The following is a 21,290-nucleotide window of genomic DNA, read 5'->3' as shown; positions in this document are numbered from 1 at the left end:
CTCGACTCATGACCGTGCGTATCAACCCGAGCATCCTGACGGCCGATTTCGCGAACCTCGAGCGTGAGCTCGGTCGCATCGCGACCGCCGATCTCGTGCACGTGGACGTGATGGACAACCACTTCGTGCCCAACCTCACCTTCGGGCAGCGGATGGTCGAGTCGCTGCAGCGGGTGACGCCCCTGCCGCTCGACGTGCACCTGATGATCGACGATCCCGACCGCTGGGCACCCGGGTACGCGGAGGCCGGGGCGTACTCGGTGACCTTCCACGCCGAGGCGGCCACGGATGCCGTCGACCTCGCCAGGCGGCTGAGGGACATCGGCGCCCGCGCCGGCCTCGCGGTGAAGCCGGGCACGCGGATCGAGCCGTATCTGGACCTGCTGCCCGAGTTCGACCAGGTGCTCGTGATGACGGTCGAGCCGGGCTTCGGCGGCCAGAGCTTCATCCGGTCGACGATGCCCAAGCTCGGCCTGCTGCGCGAGGCGGTGACCCGGCAGGGCCTGGACATCTGGCTCCAGGTCGACGGCGGCATCAATGAGGAGACCATCGTGACGGCCGCGGAGGCCGGGGCCGACACCTTCGTCGCCGGGTCAAGCGTGTTCAACGGCGGCGACGCGGCGGTGCAGATCGCGGCGCTCCGGGCGGCCGCATCCGCTCACGCGCACTGAACCTGCGAACGTGCCGACTCTGCTTGAATTGACCCATGACTGAGTCCAACAAGACCAAGCCCGAAATCGAGTTCTACGAGGGGGATGCCCCCGTCGAGCTCGTCATCAGCGACATCGAGATCGGCACCGGGGCCGAGGCCAAGCCCGGCGACACCGTGGACGTGCACTACCTGGGCGTCGACCTGGAGACGGGCGAGGAGTTCGACTCCTCGTGGAACCGCGGACAGTCCGTCGACTTCCCGCTCGCCTCGCTCATCGCCGGCTGGCAGGTGGGAATCCCCGGCATGAACGTCGGCGGTCGCCGCCAGCTGGTCGTGCCGCCGCACCTGGCCTACGGTGAGGCGGGTGGCGGGCACCGGCTCTCCGGCCGCACGCTCATCTTCATCATCGATCTGCTCGGAGTGCGCTGACCCGTGACATCGACCGCGTCGGCGCTCAGCCCCAGGGCAGGGCGACGGTCTCTGCCGTCCCGCCGGCCGGAACGCCGGAGGGCGGCACGATGAGAACTCCGGCGGCCTCCGCGAGTCCGCGCATCATGCCCGAACCGAGCCACGGGTTGGCGACCGCGCGACCGTCCAGAAGGCGATAGGGCACGAGGACGCTCGAGCCGGCCCGTCCTGGCAGGGGCTCGGCGGTGGCCACGGTGCCGAGCACGGGCTCCGGCCTGCCGCCGAGTGCCGCGATCACTGGCTCGACGAGGGTCACGAGGCCCATCATCGCGGCGAGCGGATTGCCGGGCAGGCCGACCAGGAGGCGACCGTCCGGCAGCCGTGCGAGCAGGCTGGGGCCGCCCGGGCGCATGGCCACTCGGGGGACCAGCACCTCCGCGCCGATCGACCGGAGAGCGGCGTGGATGTGGTCGACGGACGAGTCCCCCGTGCCTCCCGTCGTGATGACCAGGTCGGAGTCGCTCGTACCGCCACCGAGCGCCGCGATGGTCGCCGCCAGATCGTCGCGAACGCGAGACGCCGAGACGACGGCTCCGCCGAGCATGCCGACCACCGCCGGAAGCTGGGGACCGAAGCTGTCTCGCACCCGGCCGGGACCGGGGATGCCGGACTCCACAATCTCGTCGCCGGTGAAGATCAGCGCGACCCGCGGCCGGCAGATCACCCCCAGCTCGTCGTGGCCGCCCGCCGCCGCGACCGCGACGTGCGCCGGGTTGATGGGCGTGCCGGCGGCGATCAGCAGATCGGAGAGACGCGCCTCGTCGCCCGCGGTGCGGATGTGCTGGGCGTGGCGAGGCTCGTCGGTGGTGGATGAGAGAACCGACCGGCCACCCCGCACGCGCACGCTCCCGCTCTCGCTGCGCAACACGGCATCCGCACCGTGCGGAATGACGCCGCCGGTCTGCACCACCGAGGCCGTGCCGGGGGAGAGGGCGCCCGTGGTGATGGCCCACGGGCCGTCGCCACGCACCGCCCAGCCGTCCATGGCCGACGAGGCGTAGTGCGGCAGGTCGCACAGTGCGAGCACGTCGGCGGCCAGCACCCGGCCGATGGCCTCGTCGAGCGGCACGGTCTCGGCGGGAAGCCTTGCCGCCGCCGACGAGGCGAGCGCGCGGGCGGTGTGCCACTGCACGCCCCCGCCGCCGGGGCCAGCGCTCACAGCTCGCCCGACCGGGCGAGGGCGGCCGCGGCCGCGGCCGCGCGCTCGAAGGCCGCGCGTGGCGCGAGGGAACCGTCGGCAGCGGCCAGGCCGGCCGCGTAGCCGACGATGTAGGTGCTGAGGGGCGCCGCCGGCCGCATGACCTCGTGCGCGACGGTGCCGGCGAGGGCGAGAACGGCGTCCACATCCACGTCGATCCCGTCAACGCCGAGTTCCGTGCTCAGCCGCTCGCTCCACCGGGCGAGTGCCGCCATCTTCTGGTCGTCGTCCTGTGCGGGCATGGGGGTCTCCTTGGGTGATGAGGCGGCGTCGATGCCCAAGCGGGCGGCATCCGACCAGGTGTCAACGTCGCTCGTCGAGCCCGGCGGCACCGTCGTGCGGGCCAGGTCGAGCCCGGTGAGCAGCGCGCGCACCGAGAGGTTCTCGAGTCGGGAGGCGTTCGAGCGCACGGCCGCGGTGAGCGACGCCGTGCGGTAGATCGCGGCCAGGTACTGCGGGCTTCCTGCTTCGTCGACCGCGATGGCCCCGTCGACCGAGTTCGCGGCCCGCTCGAGCAGCGGTGGCACGGCCCCCGCGATCGCTGGCATGTCGCAGGCGAGCACGAGCAGGTAGTCGGAGAGACCGTCCCCCAGCGCCGTCAGCCCGGCCGCGATCGCGGCCGCGGGCCCGGCGAAGGCCGGCGACTCCCGTACTACGAGCGTCCCGGGCGGCGCCGGCAGGGCCGGATCGCCCACCACGACCGTTCGTCGGGCCCGCGCCGCCGCCGCGGCATCCAGCGTGATCGAGAGCAGCGTGCGGTCGCCGATCCGCAGCGTGGCCTTCGGCTCACCGCCGAGCCGGGAGGACCGGCCCCCGGCGAGCACGATGGCGTCGAAGTTCATGCCGACAACTCTAGGACCGAGCGCCAGCCGCAGAATCTGCCATGAATAGGGTGCGGCAGTGGTGCGTCCGAGGCCCGGCGATGCTAGGCATGGACCATGGGCAGAATCACGGTGCGGCGCAGGGTAACTCGGATCACGGTCGGCGGAGGGGCGGTGAGGCGCGAAGACGTGCTCGCCGTCGAGGAACCGCTCGAGATCCGGGTGGGAGGCAGGGCCCTCGCCATCACGATGCGCACCCCGGGGCACGACTTCGATCTGGCGGCGGGATTCCTCGTCTCGGAGGGCGTGGTCTCGCGGGCCGAACACTTCGCCGCGGCCCGTTACTGCGCGGGGGCGACGGTGGACGGGGAGAACACCTACAACGTCCTCGACGTGACTCTCGGCCCCGGCGTCCCGGCGCCCGACCCGAGCCTCGAGCGCAACTTCTTCACCACCAGCTCCTGCGGCCTGTGCGGCAAGGCGAGCATCGACGCGGAGCGCACGCTGTCGGCGTACGACGTCGCCGACGACGACCTGCGCATCGCCGCCGAGCTGCTGGCGGTCTTCCCCGACCGGCTGCGGGCCGGGCAGGACGTGTTCGAGAAGACCGGCGGCCTGCACGCCGCGGCGCTCTTCGACGGGTCGACGGGCGAGATGCTCGTGCTGCGGGAAGACGTGGGCCGGCACAACGCGGTCGACAAGGTCGTCGGCTGGGCGCTCACCCAGGGTCTGCTCCCGCTGCGCGGCATGGTGCTCATGGTCTCGGGCCGGGCGAGCTTCGAGCTGACCCAGAAGGCCTCGATGGCGGGCATCCCGTTCCTCGCCGCCGTCTCCGCGCCGTCGTCGCTCGCCGTCGACCTGGCCGTCGAGATCGGCATGACGGTTGTCGGCTTCCTGCGCGGCCCGTCGATGGTCGTCTATGCGGGCGAGCACCGGCTCGTGTCTGGGGTCGACTCGCGAACACCCGGCGCTCGGGAAGAGGCGGTCGCGAAGTGACGAAGAAGCCGATCAACGAGGGCAACTCCTACCCCGATCTCACGGTGAAGCCGAAGGAGGACTGGGCGGTGGGCCTGCCGGCCATCTACCACTCGATGGAGCCCGCGATCGCGCAGCTGGGCCTCACCCGAACCGCGAAACTGCTCACGTCGATCAACCAGAAGGACGGCTTCGACTGCATGAGCTGCGCCTGGCCAGATCCGGATGAGCGCAAGACGCTGGAATTCTGCGAGAACGGCGCGCGGGCGGTCACCTGGGAGGCGACCCCGGTCACCGTGCCGTCGAGCTTCTGGTCGGAGCACTCCCTCACCGACCTGCTCGACAAGTCGGAGTACTGGCTGGGCATGCAGGGCCGGCTCGTGGAACCGGTCTACAAGGCGGCGGGCTCCGATCACTACGAGCCGGTGAGCTGGGAGCGGGCGATCGGCATCGTGGCCGACCGTCTCAAGGGGCTCGCCTCTCCCGACGAGGCCGCGTTCTACACGAGCGGCCGCACCGCCAACGAGACGGCGTTCGTCTACCAGCTGTTCGCCCGCGCCTTCGGCACGAACAACCTGCCCGACTGCTCGAACATGTGCCACGAGTCGACAGGCACGGCTCTCGGCGAGACTATCGGCATCGGCAAGTCGACGATCGCCTACGACGACTTCGAACGCACCGACCTGATCATCATCATGGGCCAGAACCCGGGCACGAATCATCCGAGGATGCTCACCGCGCTCGAGGACGCGAAGCGCTCGGGCGCGAGCATCGTCGCGGTCAACCCGCTGCCCGAGGCCGGCCTCCTGCGCTACAAGAACCCGCAGCGGGTGCGCGGACTGCTCGGCAAGGGCACCCCGATCGCCGACCAGTTCGTGCAGATCCGGTCCGGTGGCGACATGGCCCTCCTGCAGGCCGTGTCGAAGCGCGTGCTCGACGCGGAGGACGCGAACCCCGGCACCGTGCTCGACCACGACTTCCTCGACCGCCACACCCAGGGACTCGACGACTTCCGGGCCCACCTGGCGCACCTCGACGAGGACGCGGTGCTCGCCGCGACCGGGATCGCCGCGTCCGAGATCGACGAGCTGGCCGAGCGCTACCTGGCGGCCGACCGGGTGATCATCACCTGGGCGATGGGGCTCACGCAGCAGAAGAAGGCCGTCGATACGCTCAAGGAGATCATCAACCTGCTGCTGCTGCGCGGCAACATCGGAAAGCCCGGGGCCGGGGCGTCGCCGATCCGCGGTCACAGCAACGTGCAGGGCGACCGAACGATGGGCATCTGGGAGCAGATGCCTCGGCCCTTCCTCGACGCTCTCGAGGCGGAGTTCGGCTTCGCCCCGCCGCGGGAGCACGGCATGGACTCGCTCAAGACCGTGGCGGGCCTCCAGCGCGGAGACGTGAAGGTCTTCTTCGCCGTCGGCGGCAATTTCGTCGCCGCCATCTCGGACACCGAGGCGGCCGAGGCGGCGATGCGCGGCACGGAACTCACGGTTCAGGTGTCGACCAAGCTCAACCGTTCGCATGTGGTGACGGGCAGGGAGGCGCTGATCCTGCCCACGCTCGGGCGCACCGACTTCGACCTGCAGGCGAGCGGCCCGCAGTTCCTGTCGGTGGAGGACACGGTGTGCGCGGTGCACGCCACCCACGGCAGCGTGCCGCCGGTCGATCCAGGGCTGCTCTCCGAGGTGTCGATCATCACCCGGCTCGCGACGGCGGTGCTCGGCGACAGCGTGCCCGTCGACTGGGCCGGAATGGAGCGCGACTACGACGTGATCCGCGACCACATCAGCCGTGTCGTGCCCGGTTTCGAGAATTTCAACGCGCAGGTGCGGCGGAAGGGCGGCTTCGTGCTGCCGAACGGCCCGCGCGACTCGCGCACCTTCGACACCGCCACCGGCCGGGCGATGATCACGGTTAACCACCTCGAACACCTGGAACGGCCGGCCGGCCGCCTCATCCTGCAGACCCTGCGCTCGCACGACCAGTTCAACACCACGATCTACAGCCTCAACGACCGGTATCGCGGAATCCACAACGGCCGGGACGTGGTGTTCGTGAATCCGCAGGACATCGCCGAACTCGGGCTCGAAGACGGCCAGCGGGTCGACATCTTCAGCGAGTGGCTGGACGAGCCGGACCGGGTGCTCCGGGGCTACCGGGTGGTGTCGTACCCGACGGCGAAGGGTTGCGCGGCGGCCTACTTCCCGGAGGCGAACGTGCTGATCCCGCTTGGCAGCGCGGCCGACGGCAGCAACACCCCCGTCTCCAAGGCGGTCGTCGTGCGGCTCGAACCGCAGAGCGGTGACGGGTCGCCGCCCAACCACCGGTAACGTTGTGCCTGTGAAAACGTTCGACGATCTCTTCCTGGAGCTCAGCGAGAAGGCCGTGTCCCGCCCCGCGGGCTCCGGCACCGTCGCGGAGCTCGACGCCGGCGTGCACGCGATCGGCAAGAAGATCGTGGAGGAGGCCGCCGAGGTGTGGATGGCCGCCGAATACCAGTCGGACGTCGAGACGGCCGAGGAGATCTCCCAGCTGATCTACCACCTCCAGGTGCTCATGGTGGCGAAGGGCCTGACGCCGGCGGATGTCTACCGACATCTGTGAGCCGTCCGCCGCATCCACCCCCAGCAGCTGAGAAGAGAATGATCGAAATGTTGCGAGTCGCAGTGCCCAACAAGGGCTCCCTGAGCGAGACCGCGGCCGAAATGCTCTCCGAGGCCGGCTACGCCGGTCGACGGGACCCTCGCGCCCTCAACGTGGCCGATCCGCGCAACGATGTGGAGTTCTTCTACCTGCGTCCGCGCGACATCGCCACCTACGTCGGTTCCGGCGCCCTCGACGTGGGCATCACGGGCCGTGACCTGCTGCTCGACTCCGGGTCGAGCGCCGTCGAGATCGCGAGCCTCGACTTCGGTGCGTCCACCTTCCGCTTCGCGGGCCCGAGCGGCCGGTTCGGCTCCCTCGACGACCTCGCCGGGCACCGCGTCGCCACGAGCTATCCCGGCCTGGTCGGCGGGTTCCTCGCGAAGGCGGGTGTCACGGTGGACCTCGTCTCCCTCGACGGCGCCGTCGAATCCGCCGTGCGCCTCGGGGTGGCGGATGCCGTGGCCGACGTCGTCTCCACCGGTTCCACGCTGCGGGCGCAGGGTCTTGAGATCTTCGGCCCGGTGATTCTCGAGTCCTCGGCGGTGCTGATCAGCGCGCGGGACGACCTGCCGGGGATCGCCACGCTGCACCGGCGACTGCAGGGTGTGCTCGTCGCCCGACAGTACGTGCTCATGGACTACGACCTCCCGCTCGCCCTGATCGAGGCGGCCTCGGCCGTCACCCCCGGCCTCGAGTCGCCGACGGTGTCGCCGCTGCGCGACCGCGACTGGGTCGCCGTGCGGGTGATGGTTCCCCGCCACGACACCAACCAGGTGATGGACGCGCTCTACGATCTCGGGGCGCGCGCCATCCTGGTCAGCCCCATCCACGCGGCTCGGATCTGACCATGCCCGTTTCGGTGCGTGTGATCCCGTGCCTCGACGTGGCTGCCGGCCGGGTCGTGAAGGGGGTCAACTTCGAGAACCTGCGCGACGCCGGCGACCCCGTCGAACTCGCCAGGCGCTACTACGAGCAGGGCGCGGACGAGATCACCTTCCTCGACGTCACGGCCACCGTCGACAACCGCGACACGACGTACGACGTCGTGCGGGCGACGGCGGAACAGGTCTTCATCCCGCTCACCGTCGGAGGGGGAGTGCGCGGCACGGAGGACGTGAGCAGACTGCTCGCCAGCGGGGCCGACAAGGTCGGGCTGAACAGCGCGGCGATCATGAGGCCGCCGCTGGTCGGCGAGATCGCCGACCGGTTCGGGGCCCAGGTGCTCGTGCTGTCGCTCGACGTGAAGCGCTCGGCGAGCACGGCATCCGGCTTCGTCGTCACGACCCACGGCGGCCGCCGCGAGACCACCCTCGACGCCCTCGACTGGGCCAGAGAGGTGATCGAGCGCGGGGCGGGCGAGCTGCTGGTCAACTCCATCGACGCCGACGGCACCAAGGCCGGTTTCGACCTGGAGCTCGTGAGACTCATGCGGGAGGTGTCGAGCGTTCCGGTGATCGCCAGCGGAGGCGCCGGTCGCGTCGAGGACTTCGCCCCGGCAATCGCGGCCGGCGCGGACGCCGTGCTCGCGGCCTCGGTGTTCCACAACGGCGAGCTGACGGTCGGCGATGTCAAGAACGAGTTGGCCAGGGCAGGAATCCTGGTGAGGGAGAACCATGGCGTATTCGAGTGACGTGGCCGACAAGAGCGTGGATGCCGTGCTCCGGCGCGCGAGCTTCAACGCCGACGGACTGCTCCCGGCCATCATCCAGCAGTGGGACACCCGTGAGGTGCTCATGCTGGGCTACATGGACGCGGAGGCCCTGCGCCGCACCCTCACCGAGGGCCGGGTCACCTTCTGGTCCCGGTCCCGGCAGGAGTACTGGCGCAAGGGCGACACGTCCGGCCACCGGCAGTACGTCAAGACCGCGGCGTTCGACTGCGACTCCGACACCCTGCTGGTGACCGTCGAGCAGATCGGTGCGGCATGCCACACCGGCGCACACGCCTGCTTCGACGTCGACCCGCTCGAGCCGGTCGTCGGCTCGTCCAGCGATCAAGGATCCAGCCATGAATGACACGACCTCCCGCGCCCAGTTCGACTCGCTGCTGGGCGACCACCGGGTCGTCCCGGTGATCCGCGAGCTCTTCGCCGACGGCGAGACCCCGGTGGGCATCTACCGCAAGCTCGCGGCCGGCGCCCCGGGCACCTTCCTGCTCGAATCGGCCGAGCAGGGCGGCATCTGGTCGCGCTACTCCTTCATCGGGGTGTCGAGTTTCGGTGTGCTCACGCAGTCCGCTGACGAGGGCGGAACGGATGCCGCGGTGTGGCTCGACTACGGCCTCTCCGCCGAGCGCGCCCTCGGCTCCGACGCCCCGACCGCCCCGCTCGAGGCCCTGGGCCACCTCTACGAGCGATGGGGAACGCCGCACGTGCCCGGTCATCCGCCCCTCACGGGCGGTCTGGTCGGCTTCATCGGCTGGGAGGCGATCCGCCAGATCGAGCGGCTGCCGAACGTGCCGCCCGCGGACTACGCGGTGCCCGGCCAGGCGATGAGTTTCGTGGCCGAACTGGTGGTCGTGGATCACCGCACCGGCAGCGTGCTGCTCATCGCGACGGCGCTCAACGACGGGGTGGAGACTGGCGACGACCTGTGGGAGGGGGCGCAGCAGCGGCTCGACGGCATGCAGACTCGGCTCGCCGAGCCGACCGAGGCGTGGCTTGCCGAGGTCGATCTCACGGTGCCGTCCACGCCGCTGCCTCGAATGGAGCCGGACGCGTACATGGCCCTGGTCGAGCGGGCGAAGCAGTACATCCGCGACGGCGACGTGTTCCAGGTGGTGATCTCGCAGCGCTTCGACCAGGAGATCAGCGCGCATCCGATCGACGTCTATCGCGTGCTGCGCACCCTGAACCCGAGCCCGTACATGTATCTGCTCTCGCTTCTCACACCGGCGGGCGAACCATACTGGATCGTCGGATCGTCGCCCGAGGCGCTCGTCAAGATCGAGGGCGATCGCGTCTACATGCATCCCATCGCCGGATCGCGCCCGCGCGGAGCCAGCCCGGAGGAGGACCTCGCGCTGTCCGAGGAGCTGCTGGGCGACGCGAAGGAGCGGGCAGAGCACCTCATGCTGGTCGACCTCGCGAGGAACGACCTGCTCAAGGTGTGCATCCCGGGCACCGTGGAGGTGACCGAGTTCATGCGGGTCGAACGGTTCAGCCACATCATGCATCTCGTGTCGTCCGTGGAGGGCGATCTGCGGCCCGAGGCGAACTCGCTCGACGTGTTCCGGGCCACCTTCCCGGCCGGCACCCTGTCCGGCGCGCCCAAGCCGCGCGCGCTCGAGATCATCGACGAGCTCGAGGTCGCCCAGCGCGGCGTTTACGGGGGAGTCGTGGGGTACTTCGGCTTCGCCGGTGACCTCGACCTCGCGATCGCGATCAGGACCACGACCATCATCGGCGGCACGGCCTACGTGCAGGCGGGCGGCGGACTGGTGGCCGACTCCGTGCCGGCGGCCGAGCACCAGGAGAGCCAGAACAAGGCGGCCGCCCCCCTGCGCGCTGTGGCGGTGGCCAACGCCATGCGCCGGGTGAACGGATGACCTCGGGCCGTCGACTCAAGAGCATCGGCCTGCTCGGTGGGCTGGTCGTCAGCGGGCTCACGCTCCTCACCTGGACCGGCCAGTGGTTCTCGCTGGGACTCGGCGCCTCCGGGTCCGGCACGACCGCCCTCAGCGTGACCGGCGGGGTCGCCGCGCCGGGACTGATCGCCCTCGCCCTCGCCGGCCTCGCTCTGGTGGCGGCCCTCGCGATCGCCGGGCCGGTGTTCCGGGTCGTGCTCGGCGTGCTGCAGGCCCTCCTGGGCTTCACGGTGGCCTTCTCGAGCGTCGTCGCCCTGGCGAATCCGGTTGCCGCATCCTCCACGGCCGTCACGGCCGCCACCGGCGTGAGCGGCACCGCCTCGGTCTCCGCCCTCGTGCTCTCGGTGACGCAGACCGCCTGGCCGTGGATCGCGGTCGTCGTCGGCGTGGCCACGATCGGCCTGGGGATTTTCGTTCTCGCGAGTTCACGGCGCTGGCCCGGTTCCTCCCGGCGCTACCAGCCGGTGACCTTCGAACCGGCGGAACCCGGCGCCAACGCGGTCTCCGATTGGGACACGTTGAGCGGCGGCAGCGATCCGACCTCACGCTAGACTTTTGGCTGAACACCCACGAAGGAGACCTGTGAGCGACGAATTTCCAGAGCCAGGCGAAGGCAACTCGCTGGCGGCCTGGACCGCTGTGATCATCATGCTGATTGCCTTCGCGATCGGTACCGTCGCGTTCTTCTTCGACCTCCCGGTCGTCGTCTGGGCGTCCGCTGTCCTCCTCGTGATCGGGCTGATCGTCGGCGCCGTGCTCGCCAGGATGGGTTACGGCATCAACGGCGCGAAGACCATGACGAAGGACAACTGACCCGGTGTTAGCCGATCTAGTCGCCGGCGCCCTGCACGACGCCTCCGATCGCCGCGCCGGTCGCGGCCTCGCCGAGGTGGAGTCGGCCGCGCTGGCCCGTGAGCCCGCCATCGACGCCCTCGTCGCCCTCGCCCCAGCCGATCGCGTGAAGATCATCGCAGAGGTGAAGCGGTCGAGCCCGTCCCGCGGCGCCCTCGCCGACATCCCCGATCCGGCCGCTCTTGCCTCGTCCTACGAGCGCGGGGGAGCCAGCGCCATCAGCGTGCTCACCGAGCAGCGCAAGTTCGGTGGATCGCTCGCCGATCTCGAGGCCGTTCGCGACGCGGTGCGGCTTCCGGTGCTGCGCAAGGACTTCATCGCCGACCCCTACCAGGTCTTCGAGGCGCGAGCCGCCGGAGCCGACCTGGTGCTGCTCATCGTCGCGGCGCTCGACCAGGACACCCTGCAGGGCCTCTTCACCCTCACCCGTGAGCTGGGGATGGCGGCCCTCGTCGAGACGCACAGCGCGGACGAGCTCTCCCGCGCGCTCGACATCGGCGCCGGACTCGTGGGCGTGAACGCCCGCGACCTCTCGACCTTCGAGCTCGACCAGGAGCTCTTCGGGCGCCTGGCCGGGCACATCCCGTCCGGTGTCATCCGGGTCGCGGAGTCCGCCGTGAAGTCGGCGGCCGACGTGGCGCACTACCGCGAGGCCGGCGCGGACGTCGTGCTCGTGGGCGAGGCCCTCGTCACAGGGGACCCCGTGCGCACCCTCGCAGAATTCCTGGCCGTCTGATGGCGCTGCGCGACGAACAGGGGCCGTACTTCGGCGAATACGGTGGCCGGTTCGTGCCGGAGTCGCTCATCGCCGCCCTCGACGAGCTCGACGCCGCCTACAGGGCGGCGAAGGTCGACCCGACCTTCCAGGCGGAGCTCGCCGAGCTTCACGCGACGTACACCGGTCGCCCATCGATCATCACCGAGGTCCCGCGCTTCGCGGAGTACGCGGGCGGTGCCCGGGTGATCCTCAAGCGCGAAGACCTCAACCACACCGGCTCGCACAAGATCAACAACGTGCTCGGCCAGGCCCTTCTCGCCAAGCGACTGGGCAAGACTCGGCTCATCGCCGAGACGGGCGCCGGCCAGCACGGCGTCGCCACGGCCACCGCCGCCGCCCTGTTCGGCATGGAGTGCCTGGTCTACATGGGCGAGGTCGACACCGAGCGACAGGCCCTCAACGTGGCGCGGATGAGGCTGCTCGGGGCCGAGGTCATCCCGGTGACCGCCGGTTCTCGCACGCTCAAGGACGCCATCAACGAGGCGCTGAGGGACTGGGTCGCCAACGTCGACTCCACCCACTACCTGCTCGGCACGGTCGCCGGTCCGCATCCGTTCCCCGTCATGGTGCGGGACTTCCACAAGATCATCGGTGAGGAGGCGCGCCAGCAGGTGCTCGACCTCACCGGGCGCCTGCCGGACGCCGTCACCGCCTGTGTCGGCGGCGGGTCGAACGCGATGGGCATCTTCCACGCCTTCCTGGACGACCCGGAGGTCGCCCTGTTCGGCTACGAGGCGGCCGGTGAGGGTGCGGAGACGCCGCGGCACGCGGCGACCATCACCAAGGGCAGGCCCGGCGTGCTGCACGGCGCGCGCAGCTACATGCTGCAGAACGAGGACGGCCAGACCGTGGACTCGCACTCGATCTCCGCGGGCCTCGACTACCCGGGCGTCGGTCCAGAACACGCCTGGCTGTCCGACATCGGCCGCGCGCGCTATCTTCCGGTGACGGATGACGAGGCCATGAGCGCGATGCGCCTGCTCTCGAGGACCGAGGGCATCATTCCGGCCATCGAGTCCGCTCACGCCCTCGCCGGCACGCTCGAGCTCGGGCGCGTGCTCGGTCCGGACTCGGTGATCCTGGTGAACCTGAGCGGACGAGGCGACAAGGACATGGAGACCGCCGGCAGGTACTTCGACATCCTCGACACCGCGACGCCCACGACGGAGCACGTCGAAGACGGCGCCCGCGGGGACAACGCGTGACGGGCGTCGCCTCGGTCATCGCCGCGCGCAAGGCAGCCGGCAGCGGTGCCCTCATCGGCTACCTGCCGGCCGGGTTCCCCGACCTACGCACCAGCATCGAGGCCGCCGTCGCGATCGCCGAGAGCGGCGTCGACGTGATCGAACTCGGCCTGCCATACTCCGACCCGGTCATGGATGGCTCCGTCATCCAGGCGGCGACCCTCCAGGCGCTCAACGCCGGGTTCCGCATCCGGGACGGCATCGACGCGGTGGCGGAGATCACCTCGCGGGTGGACGTGCCGGTGCTCGTGATGACCTACTGGAATCCGGTTGTGCAGTACGGGGTCGATCGGTTCGCCGACGAGCTCCTCGCCGCCGGCGGGGCCGGACTGATCACGCCGGACCTCATCCCGGACGAGGCGCGCGACTGGCTCGCCGCCTCGGAGCGCACCGGTCTCGACCGCGTGTTCCTCGCGGCACCGTCGTCCACCGACGAGCGGCTGGCCCAGGCCGTGGCCCGCAGCCGCGGCTTCGTCTACGCGGTCTCCACCATGGGCATCACCGGCGCACGCAGCGACGTCGACAGCGCCGCGAAGACCCTCGTGGCGCGCCTGCGGGCCGTCGGCGCCACCTCCACCTGTGTCGGCCTCGGCATCTCGACGCCGGAACAGGTGCGAGAAGTGCTGCAGTACGCCGACGGGGCGATCGTGGGCTCCGCGCTCGTCAAGGCTCTCTCCGACGGGGGAGTGCCCGCCGTCGCCGCGACGGCGGCCCGCCTCGCGACGGGCTGTACGCTTAGCTAGTTCTCCGCTGCTCCGGTACGAAAGGCACCCTGGATCTTGGTTCTCCCCGCAAGCATTCCCAGTCCCGACCAGTCGTGGCAGGTCTTCAACCTCGGCCAGTGGCTTCGGGACATCGGTCTCTCGTGGTTCGGGTTCGACATCAACATTCGCGCCTACGCCGTCTGCATCCTGATCGGCATCGTCGTGGCGACGGTCATGACGTACTACCGCCTCAAGCGCCGCGGCGCCGACGGCGGCGTCGTTCTCGACATCGCGCTGTGGGCGGTGCCGTTCGGCATCATCGGCGCGAGGTTCTTCCACGTGATCACCCACCCGGACGACTACTTCGGGCCGACTCACGCGTTCTGGCACGTGTTCGCCATCTGGGAGGGCGGAATCGCCATCTTCGGCGCGCTCATCTTCGGCGCGCTCGGTACCTACATCGGCTGCCGGATCGCCGGGGTGCGGTTCTGGAGCTTTGCGGATGCCCTCGCGCCCGGACTGCTGCTCGCCCAGGCCTTCGGCCGCTTCGGCAACTGGTTCAACCACGAGCTGTTCGGACTGCCCACCAACCTGCCGTGGGGGCTCGAGATCGAGTCCAGCAACCCCGCCTTCCCGGCCGGGCTCCCGGCCGGCACGCTCTTCCACCCCACCTTCCTGTACGAGATCATCTGGAACGTCATCGGCGTCATCGTGCTGCTCGCCGTCGAGCGCAAGCACAGCTGGCGCCGCAGCGAGCGTTTCGGCCTGCCGGTGCCCGTTCCGGGCGCCTACCGACTGCAGTGGGGCAAGGTGCTCGGCCTCTACCTCGTCTGGTACGGCATCGGCCGCAGCTTCTTCGAGTCGATCCGCATCGACCCCAGCCTGATCTTCCTGGGCGTGCGTACCAACGTCTGGGCGGCGTGGGGCGCCGTGCTCGTCGGCCTGGTGATCATCGTCGTACAGACTCGCCGTCACCCCGGTCTCGAGCCGAGTGTCTACCTGCCCGGTCGCGAATGGTCGCCCGCTGCTGCGGTAGACTCTGACGACACGTACACGGACAGCGACGAAGATGGCAACGATGCCGAGGTCGACACCACAACACCGTCCGTTGCGTCGAAAGCCAGGAAGTCCGTCACAAGCGAGGCTGGCCCACGGTCGTAGTACTGACGACGTCACAGGTAGCGGGCCGGATCCGAGGCTCGATCGCCATCATCCTCCCCGGGCCAGCGAAGTCCCACACGCCCTGATTCTCTCGTGAGGACGGTTCAGAATGGCTCTCACGCCAGCCTTTTCCCGGTTTAGCGCGGTGCCGGCCGCATCCGGCATGTATGACCCCGCTCGTGAACGCGATGCGTGTGGCCTCGCGATGGTCGCGACGCTCCGCGGGACAGCGGGTCACGACATCATCGATGCCGCGCTCGGCGCCCTCCGCAACCTCGAACACCGCGGTGCCATCGGTTCCGACGCCGGCACCGGCGACGGCGCGGGGATCGTCACCCAGATTCCGGATGCCTTCTTCCGCGCGGTGGTGGACTTCGACCTGCCCGCCGTCGGCCGCTACGTCGTGGGCACCGCGTTCCTCCCGACCGACGTCGACGAGCGCGCGGACATCACGCGCGCCATCGCGGCGCTGGCCGCCGAGGAGGGCCTGCGCGTGCTCGGCTGGCGCGGGGTTCCCGTGCGCCCCGACGGCCTCGGCAACCTGGCGCGCGAGGCGATGCCGTTCTTCGAGCAGCTGTTCCTCTCGAGCACCCGGCCGGCCACGGACGGCGACCCGGTGCACGGCATCGAACTCGACCGGCAGGCGTTCCGGCTGCGCAAGCGGGCAGAACGCGAACTCAACGCCTACTTCCCCTCGCTGAGCTGCCGCACCATCGTCTACAAGGGCATGGTCACCACGCTCCAGTTGGAGCCCTTCTACCCGGACCTGTCCGACCAGCGCTTCGCGTCGAAGCTCGCCCTCGTGCACTCGCGCTACTCCACCAACACCTTCCCGTCCTGGCCGCTCGCCCAGCCGTTCCGCATGATCGCCCACAACGGGGAGATCAACACGGTGCAGGGCAATCGCAACTGGATGCGCGCCCGCCAGTCCCAGCTCGAATCCGAGTTGCTCGGCGACCTCGCCCCCATCCTGCCCATCGTCACCCCGGGCGCGAGCGACTCGGCCTCCTTCGACGAGGTCGTGGAACTGCTCAACCTCGGCGGTCGCTCGCTGCCTCACGCCATGATGATGATGGTGCCGGAGGCCTACGAGAACCAGACGGACATCGACCCGCTGCGGCGCGACTTCTACGAGTACCACTCCATGCTCATGGAGCCGTGGGACGGCCCGGCCGCCCTCGTCTTCACCGACGGCAGCCTCGTCGGCGCGACCCTCGACCGCAACGGACTGCGGCCCGGGCGCTACCTGGTCACGGACGATGGTCTCGTCGTGCTGGCGAGCGAGATCGGCGTGCTCGACATCGACCCGGCCCGCATCGTGCGCAAGGGCCGCCTCCGCCCGGGCAAGATGTTCCTCGTCGACACCGAGGCCGGCCGCCTGATCGAAGACGACGAGATCAAGAAGGACCTCGCCGCCGAGCAGCCGTGGGGCGAGTGGCTCGCCAACGGTCGCATCAACCTCCGCGACCTGCCGGAGCGCGAGCACATCGTGCACACCCCGGCCTCGGTCACGCGCCGCCAGCGCACCTTCGGTTACACCGAGGAGGAGGTGCGCATCCTGATCGGCCCGATGGCCCTCAACGGCGCGGAGCCTCTCGGAGCCATGGGCTCCGACACGCCCATCGCGGTGCTGAGCGAGCGCCCGCGACTGCTGTTCGACTACTTCACCCAGCAGTTCGCCCAGGTGACCAACCCTCCGCTGGACAGCATCCGGGAAGAGGTCGTCACCTCGCTCAAGCTCGGCCTGGGGCCGGAGCGCAACCTGCTCGCCGCGACCCCGGAGCACGCCCGCCAGGTGATCCTCGACTTCCCGGTGATCGACAACGACGAGCTGGCCAAGATCCAGCACATCGCCCCCAAGTCGTCGCGGGCGTTCTTCAACCCGACCCGCACCATCCGGGGCCTCTACCGCGTCGACGAGGGCCAGAAGGCCATGGAACAGCGGATCGCCGCGATGTGCGACGAGGTCGACACGGCCATCGAGGACGGCGCGCTGTTCATCGTGCTCTCCGACCGCGACTCCAACAAGGACATGGCGCCGGTGCCCTCCCTGCTCATGCTCGCCGCGGTGCACCACCACCTCATCCGCAAGCAGAACCGCATGAAGGTCGGCATCATCGTCGAGGCCGGGGACGTGCGCGAGGTGCACCACGTGGCCCTCCTCATCGGCTACGGCGCCTCCGCGGTCAACCCGTACCTCGCCATGGAATCGGCCGAGGAACTGGTGCGCAGCGGGATGGTCTCGGGCATCACCCCCGAGAAGGCCGTGAAGAACCTCATCAAGGCGCTCGGCAAGGGCGTGCTCAAGATCATGTCCAAGATGGGCATCTCGGTCGTGAGCTCGTACGCGGGAGCGCAGGCCTTCGAGGCGGTCGGGCTCGACCAGGACTTCGTGGACCAGTACTTCACCGGCACCTCGAGCCTGCTCGGCGGCGTCGGCATCGACGTCGTCGCGGCGGAGAGCGCCGCGCGTCACGCCGCGGCCTACCCAGAGGATGGCGCCACGAGCGTTCACGAGCGCCTCGCCATCGGCGGCGAGTACCAGTGGCGTCGCGACGGGCCGCCGCACCTCTTCAACCCGGACACGGTGTTCCGCCTGCAGCACGCCACGCGCGCCCGCCGGTACGACATCTTCCGCGACTACACGCGGCTCGTCGACGAGCAGGCCGAGCACCTGATGACGCTCCGCGGGCTGTTCAAGCTGCGCGACGGGGTGCGCCAGACGGTGCCGCTCGACGAGGTGGAGTCCGTCTCGTCGATCGTGAAGCGCTTCTCGACCGGCGCGATGAGCTACGGCTCGATCAGCGCCGAGGCGCACGAGACTCTCGCGATCGCGATGAACAGCCTCGGCGCCAAGAGCAACACGGGGGAGGGCGGCGAAGACACCGCCCGGCTCCTCGACCCGCAGCGACGCAGCGCGATCAAGCAGGTGGCGTCCGGCCGGTTCGGCGTCACGAGCATGTATCTCACGCACGCCACGGACATCCAGATCAAGATGGCGCAGGGGGCGAAGCCCGGCGAGGGCGGCCAGCTGCCGCCCACCAAGGTGTACCCCTGGATCGCGCGCACCAGGCACGCGACCGCCGGGGTCGGGCTCATCTCGCCGCCCCCGCACCACGACATCTACTCGATCGAAGACCTCAAGCAGCTGATCTTCGACCTCAAGCGCGCCAATCCCGAGGCGCGGGTGCACGTCAAGCTCGTGAGCCAGTCCGGCATCGGGGCGGTCGCGGCCGGCGTCACCAAGGCACTCGCCGACGTCGTGCTGGTCTCCGGACACGACGGCGGCACCGGCGCGAGCCCGCTCAACTCCCTCAAGCACGCCGGAACGCCGTGGGAACTCGGCCTGGCCGAGACGCAGCAGACGCTCATGCTCAACGGCATGCGCGGCCGCGTGGTGGTGCAGGTCGACGGCCAGATGAAGACCGGCCGCGACGTGATCGTCGCCGCCCTGCTCGGGGCCGAGGAGTACGGCTTCGCCACCGCCCCGCTCGTGGTGTCCGGCTGCGTGCTCATGCGCGTCTGCCACCTCGACACCTGCCCGGTCGGCGTCGCCACCCAGAATCCGGAACTGCGCGCGAGGTTCACCGGCAAGCCGGAGTTCGTCGTCAACTTCTTCGAGTTCCTCGCCCAGGAGGTGCGGGAGTACCTGTCCCAGCTGGGCTTCCGCTCCATCGAGGAGGCGATCGGCCACGCCGAGCTCCTCGATGTGAACGGCGCGATCGAACACTGGAAGGCCGACGGGCTCGACCTCACCCCCATCCTGAGCGGGCCCGAATTCGGCGCGGACGAGCCGCGCTCCAATGTCACGACGCAGGAGCATGAACTCGACAAGCACTTCGACGTGGAGCTCATCCGACAGAGCGCCGGCGCGCTGCTCAGCGGCGAGCCCGTGCGGATCACTCTCCCGATCCGCAACACCGAGCGCGCGGTGGGCACGATGCTCGGCCACGAGGTCACGGTTCGGCACGGCGAGAACGGACTCCCGGCCGGCACGATTGAGGTGTTGCTGAGCGGAACAGCCGGGCAGTCGTTCGGGGCGTTCCTGCCGAGCGGCATCACCCTGCGCCTCACCGGCGACAGCAACGACTACGTCGGCAAGGGACTGTGCGGCGGGCAGATCGTGATCCGTCCGGACCGCACGAGCGGCTTCCTCGCCGAAGAGAACGTGATCGCCGGCAACGTGATCGGGTACGGCGCGACCCAGGGCAGCATGTTCATCCGCGGCATCGTGGGCGAACGCTTCCTCGTGCGCAACTCGGGGGCCACCGCGGTCGTCGAGGGCGTGGGCGACCACGCGCTCGAATACATGACGGGTGGACTCGCGCTCATCCTGGGCGGCACCGGGCGCAACCTCGGCGCCGGAATGTCCGGGGGAACCGCGTACATCTACGACCTGGCCCCCGAGCGCGTCAACCGCGACTCGCTCGCCTCGGGCGAGCTCGAACTGCTGCCCCTGGGCGCCGGTGACGTCGCCATCGTCAAGGACCTGCTCGAGAAGCACCTGGCCGAGACGGACTCGGCCGTGGCGAGACGGATGCTCGGGGACCTCGATGCGACAATGGCGCGATTCGTGAAGGTGCTCCCTCGCGACTACGCGGCAGTGATCGCGACCCGGGCGACCGCCGTCGCCGAGGGACTGGATCCGGACGGCGACGTCGTCTGGAGTCGAATCATGGAGGTGACCGGTGGCTGACCCCAAGGGATTCTTGAAGACGCGGGAGCGAGAGCTCCCGGCCCGTCGACCGGTGAGCCTGCGGCTCATGGACTGGAAAGAGGTCTACGAGCAGGGCGACACGGCCACCGTGCGCAAGCAGGCCGGCCGCTGCATGGACTGCGGCATTCCGTTCTGCCACCAGGGCTGCCCGCTCGGCAACCTGATTCCCGAGTGGAACGACCTGATGTGGCGCGGCGAGGGCCGGCAGGCCATCGAGCGGCTGCACGCCACCAACAACTTCCCGGAGTTCACCGGCCGGCTGTGCCCGGCGCCGTGCGAGAGCTCGTGCGTGCTCGGCATCAACCAGCCGGCGGTCACCATCAAGCAGGTCGAGGTCTCCATCATCGACCAGGCCTTCGCCAACGACTGGGTCGAACCGCACCCGCCGGAGCGCCTCACCGGCAAGACCGTCGCGGTCGTCGGTTCGGGCCCGGCCGGGCTCGCCGCCGCCCAGCAGCTCACGAGGGCCGGCCACACGGTGGCCGTCTTCGAGCGCGACGACCGCATCGGGGGACTGCTGCGGTACGGCATCCCGGACTTCAAGATGGAGAAGAAGCACCTGGAGTCCCGACTGCGCCAGATGCAGGCCGAGGGCACCCGCTTCCGGGCCGGCGTCAACATCGGCGTCGACATTCCGTGGGACGACCTGCGCGCGCGGTATGACGCCGTCGTCGTGGCGACCGGCGCGCTCAAGCCGCGCGACCTGCCGATCCCCGGGCGTGACCTTCCGGGCGTGCACTACGCCATGGAGTACCTGGTTCAGCAGAACCGGGTCGGAGCCGGCGACACGGTCACCGACCAGGTCAGCGCGGAGGGCAAGCACGTCGTGGTTCTCGGCGGCGGAGACACCGGAGCCGACTGCATCGGCACCGCCCACCGTCAGGGCGCGCTCTCGGTGACGAACCTCGCGATCGGACTGCAGCCGCCGAGCGAGCGCCCGAGCCACCAGCCGTGGCCGATGTCGCCCACCCTCTTCGAGGTCACGAGCGCCCACGAGGAGGGCGGAGAGCGGGTCTACCTCGCCTCCACCGTGGAGTTCCTCGCCAACGAGGTCGGCGAGGTTCGCGCCATCCGGGTCGCCGAGACCGAATACCTCGACGGCCGCCGGGTGCCCAAGGCGGGCACCGAGCGCGAGATCCCCGCCGACCTGGTGCTGCTGGCCCTCGGGTTCTCCGGCACGGAGAGCGACCGTCTCGAAGACCAGCTGCGCGTACCGATGGCCGGCGGCAACGTCGACCGGGACGACGACTACCAGACCAGCGAGGCCGGCGTGTTCGTCGCCGGTGATGCCGGTCGCGGCCAGTCGCTCATCGTGTGGGCCATCGCCGAGGGCCGCGCCGCCGCGGCCTCCGTCGACCGCTACCTCGAGGGCAGCACAGAACTCCCGTCGCCGATCCGTCCGACGGACCGAGCGATTTCCCTCTAGACCAGGGGTACCTTTCGTGCCCCGCGATTCGATTTGCACCTAAAAAGAGAGAAACAG

The 21,290-nt window shown here is 69.9% G+C and carries 19 protein-coding genes; 17 read left to right on the top strand and 2 right to left on the bottom strand.

The window, feature by feature from the left end; translation table 11 throughout:
• Positions 1-8 precede the first annotated feature (8 nt).
• Both rpe and ACHZD8_RS03730 read left to right on the top strand, forming a co-directional pair.
• Positions 9-671, top strand: coding sequence for a ribulose-phosphate 3-epimerase (gene rpe, locus ACHZD8_RS03735; protein ID WP_394768805.1), 663 nt, complete (start codon positions 9-11; stop codon positions 669-671).
• A gap of 35 nt (positions 672-706) precedes the next feature.
• Positions 707-1,081: an FKBP-type peptidyl-prolyl cis-trans isomerase gene (locus ACHZD8_RS03730; protein WP_394768804.1), complete on the top strand. Its 375-nt coding sequence runs from the start codon at positions 707-709 to the stop codon at positions 1,079-1,081.
• A 25-nt stretch (positions 1,082-1,106) separates the two neighbouring features.
• Here ACHZD8_RS03730 and ACHZD8_RS03725 read toward each other — a convergent pair whose 3' ends face one another.
• Both ACHZD8_RS03725 and ACHZD8_RS03720 read right to left on the bottom strand, forming a co-directional pair.
• Entirely contained in the window at positions 1,107-2,279 is a 1,173-nt protein-coding gene (locus ACHZD8_RS03725; RefSeq protein ID WP_394768803.1) for a molybdopterin molybdotransferase MoeA, read from the bottom strand.
• Positions 2,276-3,160, bottom strand: coding sequence for an NTP transferase domain-containing protein (locus tag ACHZD8_RS03720; protein WP_394768802.1), 885 nt, complete (start codon positions 3,158-3,160; stop codon positions 2,276-2,278). The genes ACHZD8_RS03725 and ACHZD8_RS03720 overlap by 4 nt, the downstream gene beginning before the upstream one ends.
• A gap of 96 nt (positions 3,161-3,256) precedes the next feature.
• Between ACHZD8_RS03720 and fdhD the strand changes: the two genes are divergently transcribed.
• From fdhD to ACHZD8_RS03645, 15 genes are all read left to right on the top strand, one after another.
• Positions 3,257-4,135 carry a formate dehydrogenase accessory sulfurtransferase FdhD gene (gene fdhD / locus ACHZD8_RS03715; RefSeq protein WP_394768801.1) on the top strand — a complete coding sequence of 293 codons (879 nt, stop codon included), beginning with the start codon at positions 3,257-3,259 and terminating at the stop codon, positions 4,133-4,135.
• Positions 4,132-6,450, top strand: coding sequence for an FdhF/YdeP family oxidoreductase (locus ACHZD8_RS03710; protein WP_394768799.1), 2,319 nt, complete (start codon positions 4,132-4,134; stop codon positions 6,448-6,450). The genes fdhD and ACHZD8_RS03710 overlap by 4 nt, the downstream gene beginning before the upstream one ends.
• Before the next feature lie 10 nt (positions 6,451-6,460).
• A complete protein-coding gene (locus tag ACHZD8_RS03705; RefSeq protein ID WP_394768798.1) occupies positions 6,461-6,724 on the top strand; it encodes a phosphoribosyl-ATP diphosphatase in 264 nt (87 codons plus the stop codon).
• A gap of 47 nt (positions 6,725-6,771) precedes the next feature.
• A complete protein-coding gene (gene hisG, locus ACHZD8_RS03700) occupies positions 6,772-7,611 on the top strand; it encodes an ATP phosphoribosyltransferase (RefSeq protein ID WP_394768797.1) in 840 nt (279 codons plus the stop codon).
• A gap of 2 nt (positions 7,612-7,613) precedes the next feature.
• On the top strand, positions 7,614-8,396 hold the full coding sequence (gene hisF / locus ACHZD8_RS03695; protein ID WP_394768796.1) for an imidazole glycerol phosphate synthase subunit HisF: 783 nt from the start codon (positions 7,614-7,616) through the stop codon (positions 8,394-8,396).
• Positions 8,380-8,781 carry a phosphoribosyl-AMP cyclohydrolase gene (hisI, locus tag ACHZD8_RS03690; RefSeq protein WP_394768795.1) on the top strand — a complete coding sequence of 134 codons (402 nt, stop codon included), beginning with the start codon at positions 8,380-8,382 and terminating at the stop codon, positions 8,779-8,781. Before hisF ends, hisI begins: the two co-directional genes overlap by 17 nt.
• Positions 8,774-10,312, top strand: coding sequence for an anthranilate synthase component I (locus ACHZD8_RS03685; RefSeq protein WP_394768794.1), 1,539 nt, complete (start codon positions 8,774-8,776; stop codon positions 10,310-10,312). The genes hisI and ACHZD8_RS03685 overlap by 8 nt, the downstream gene beginning before the upstream one ends.
• Positions 10,309-10,902 carry a Trp biosynthesis-associated membrane protein gene (locus ACHZD8_RS03680; RefSeq protein WP_394768793.1) on the top strand — a complete coding sequence of 198 codons (594 nt, stop codon included), beginning with the start codon at positions 10,309-10,311 and terminating at the stop codon, positions 10,900-10,902. Before ACHZD8_RS03685 ends, ACHZD8_RS03680 begins: the two co-directional genes overlap by 4 nt.
• Before the next feature lie 31 nt (positions 10,903-10,933).
• Positions 10,934-11,164 (top strand): DUF6704 family protein, encoded by a 231-nt coding sequence (locus ACHZD8_RS03675; protein WP_394768792.1) that lies wholly within the window; start codon positions 10,934-10,936, stop codon positions 11,162-11,164.
• Positions 11,165-11,168: 4 nt separating this feature from the next.
• Positions 11,169-11,939, top strand: coding sequence for an indole-3-glycerol phosphate synthase TrpC (trpC, locus tag ACHZD8_RS03670; protein ID WP_394768791.1), 771 nt, complete (start codon positions 11,169-11,171; stop codon positions 11,937-11,939).
• Positions 11,939-13,186, top strand: coding sequence for a tryptophan synthase subunit beta (trpB, locus tag ACHZD8_RS03665; protein ID WP_394768790.1), 1,248 nt, complete (start codon positions 11,939-11,941; stop codon positions 13,184-13,186). Before trpC ends, trpB begins: the two co-directional genes overlap by 1 nt.
• A complete protein-coding gene (gene trpA, locus ACHZD8_RS03660; RefSeq protein ID WP_394768789.1) occupies positions 13,183-13,968 on the top strand; it encodes a tryptophan synthase subunit alpha in 786 nt (261 codons plus the stop codon). Before trpB ends, trpA begins: the two co-directional genes overlap by 4 nt.
• A 36-nt stretch (positions 13,969-14,004) precedes the next feature.
• Positions 14,005-15,090 (top strand): prolipoprotein diacylglyceryl transferase, encoded by a 1,086-nt coding sequence (gene lgt, locus ACHZD8_RS03655; protein ID WP_394768788.1) that lies wholly within the window; start codon positions 14,005-14,007, stop codon positions 15,088-15,090.
• 109 nt (positions 15,091-15,199) lie between these two features.
• Entirely contained in the window at positions 15,200-19,786 is a 4,587-nt protein-coding gene (gene gltB, locus ACHZD8_RS03650; protein WP_394768787.1) for a glutamate synthase large subunit, read from the top strand.
• The gene (locus ACHZD8_RS03645; protein WP_394768786.1) at positions 19,779-21,233 is read left to right on the top strand and encodes a glutamate synthase subunit beta; all 1,455 of its coding nucleotides are present in this window, start codon (positions 19,779-19,781) and stop codon (positions 21,231-21,233) included. Before gltB ends, ACHZD8_RS03645 begins: the two co-directional genes overlap by 8 nt.
• The last annotated feature ends 57 nt before the right edge of the window (positions 21,234-21,290 follow it).

It is taken from the genome of Lacisediminihabitans sp. (assembly GCF_043726815.1).
In the GTDB taxonomy this organism is placed as follows: Bacteria; Actinomycetota; Actinomycetes; order Actinomycetales; family Microbacteriaceae; genus Lacisediminihabitans.
Note: the sequence above shows the minus strand (reverse complement) of the source record. Positions and strands in the feature narration are given on the sequence as shown.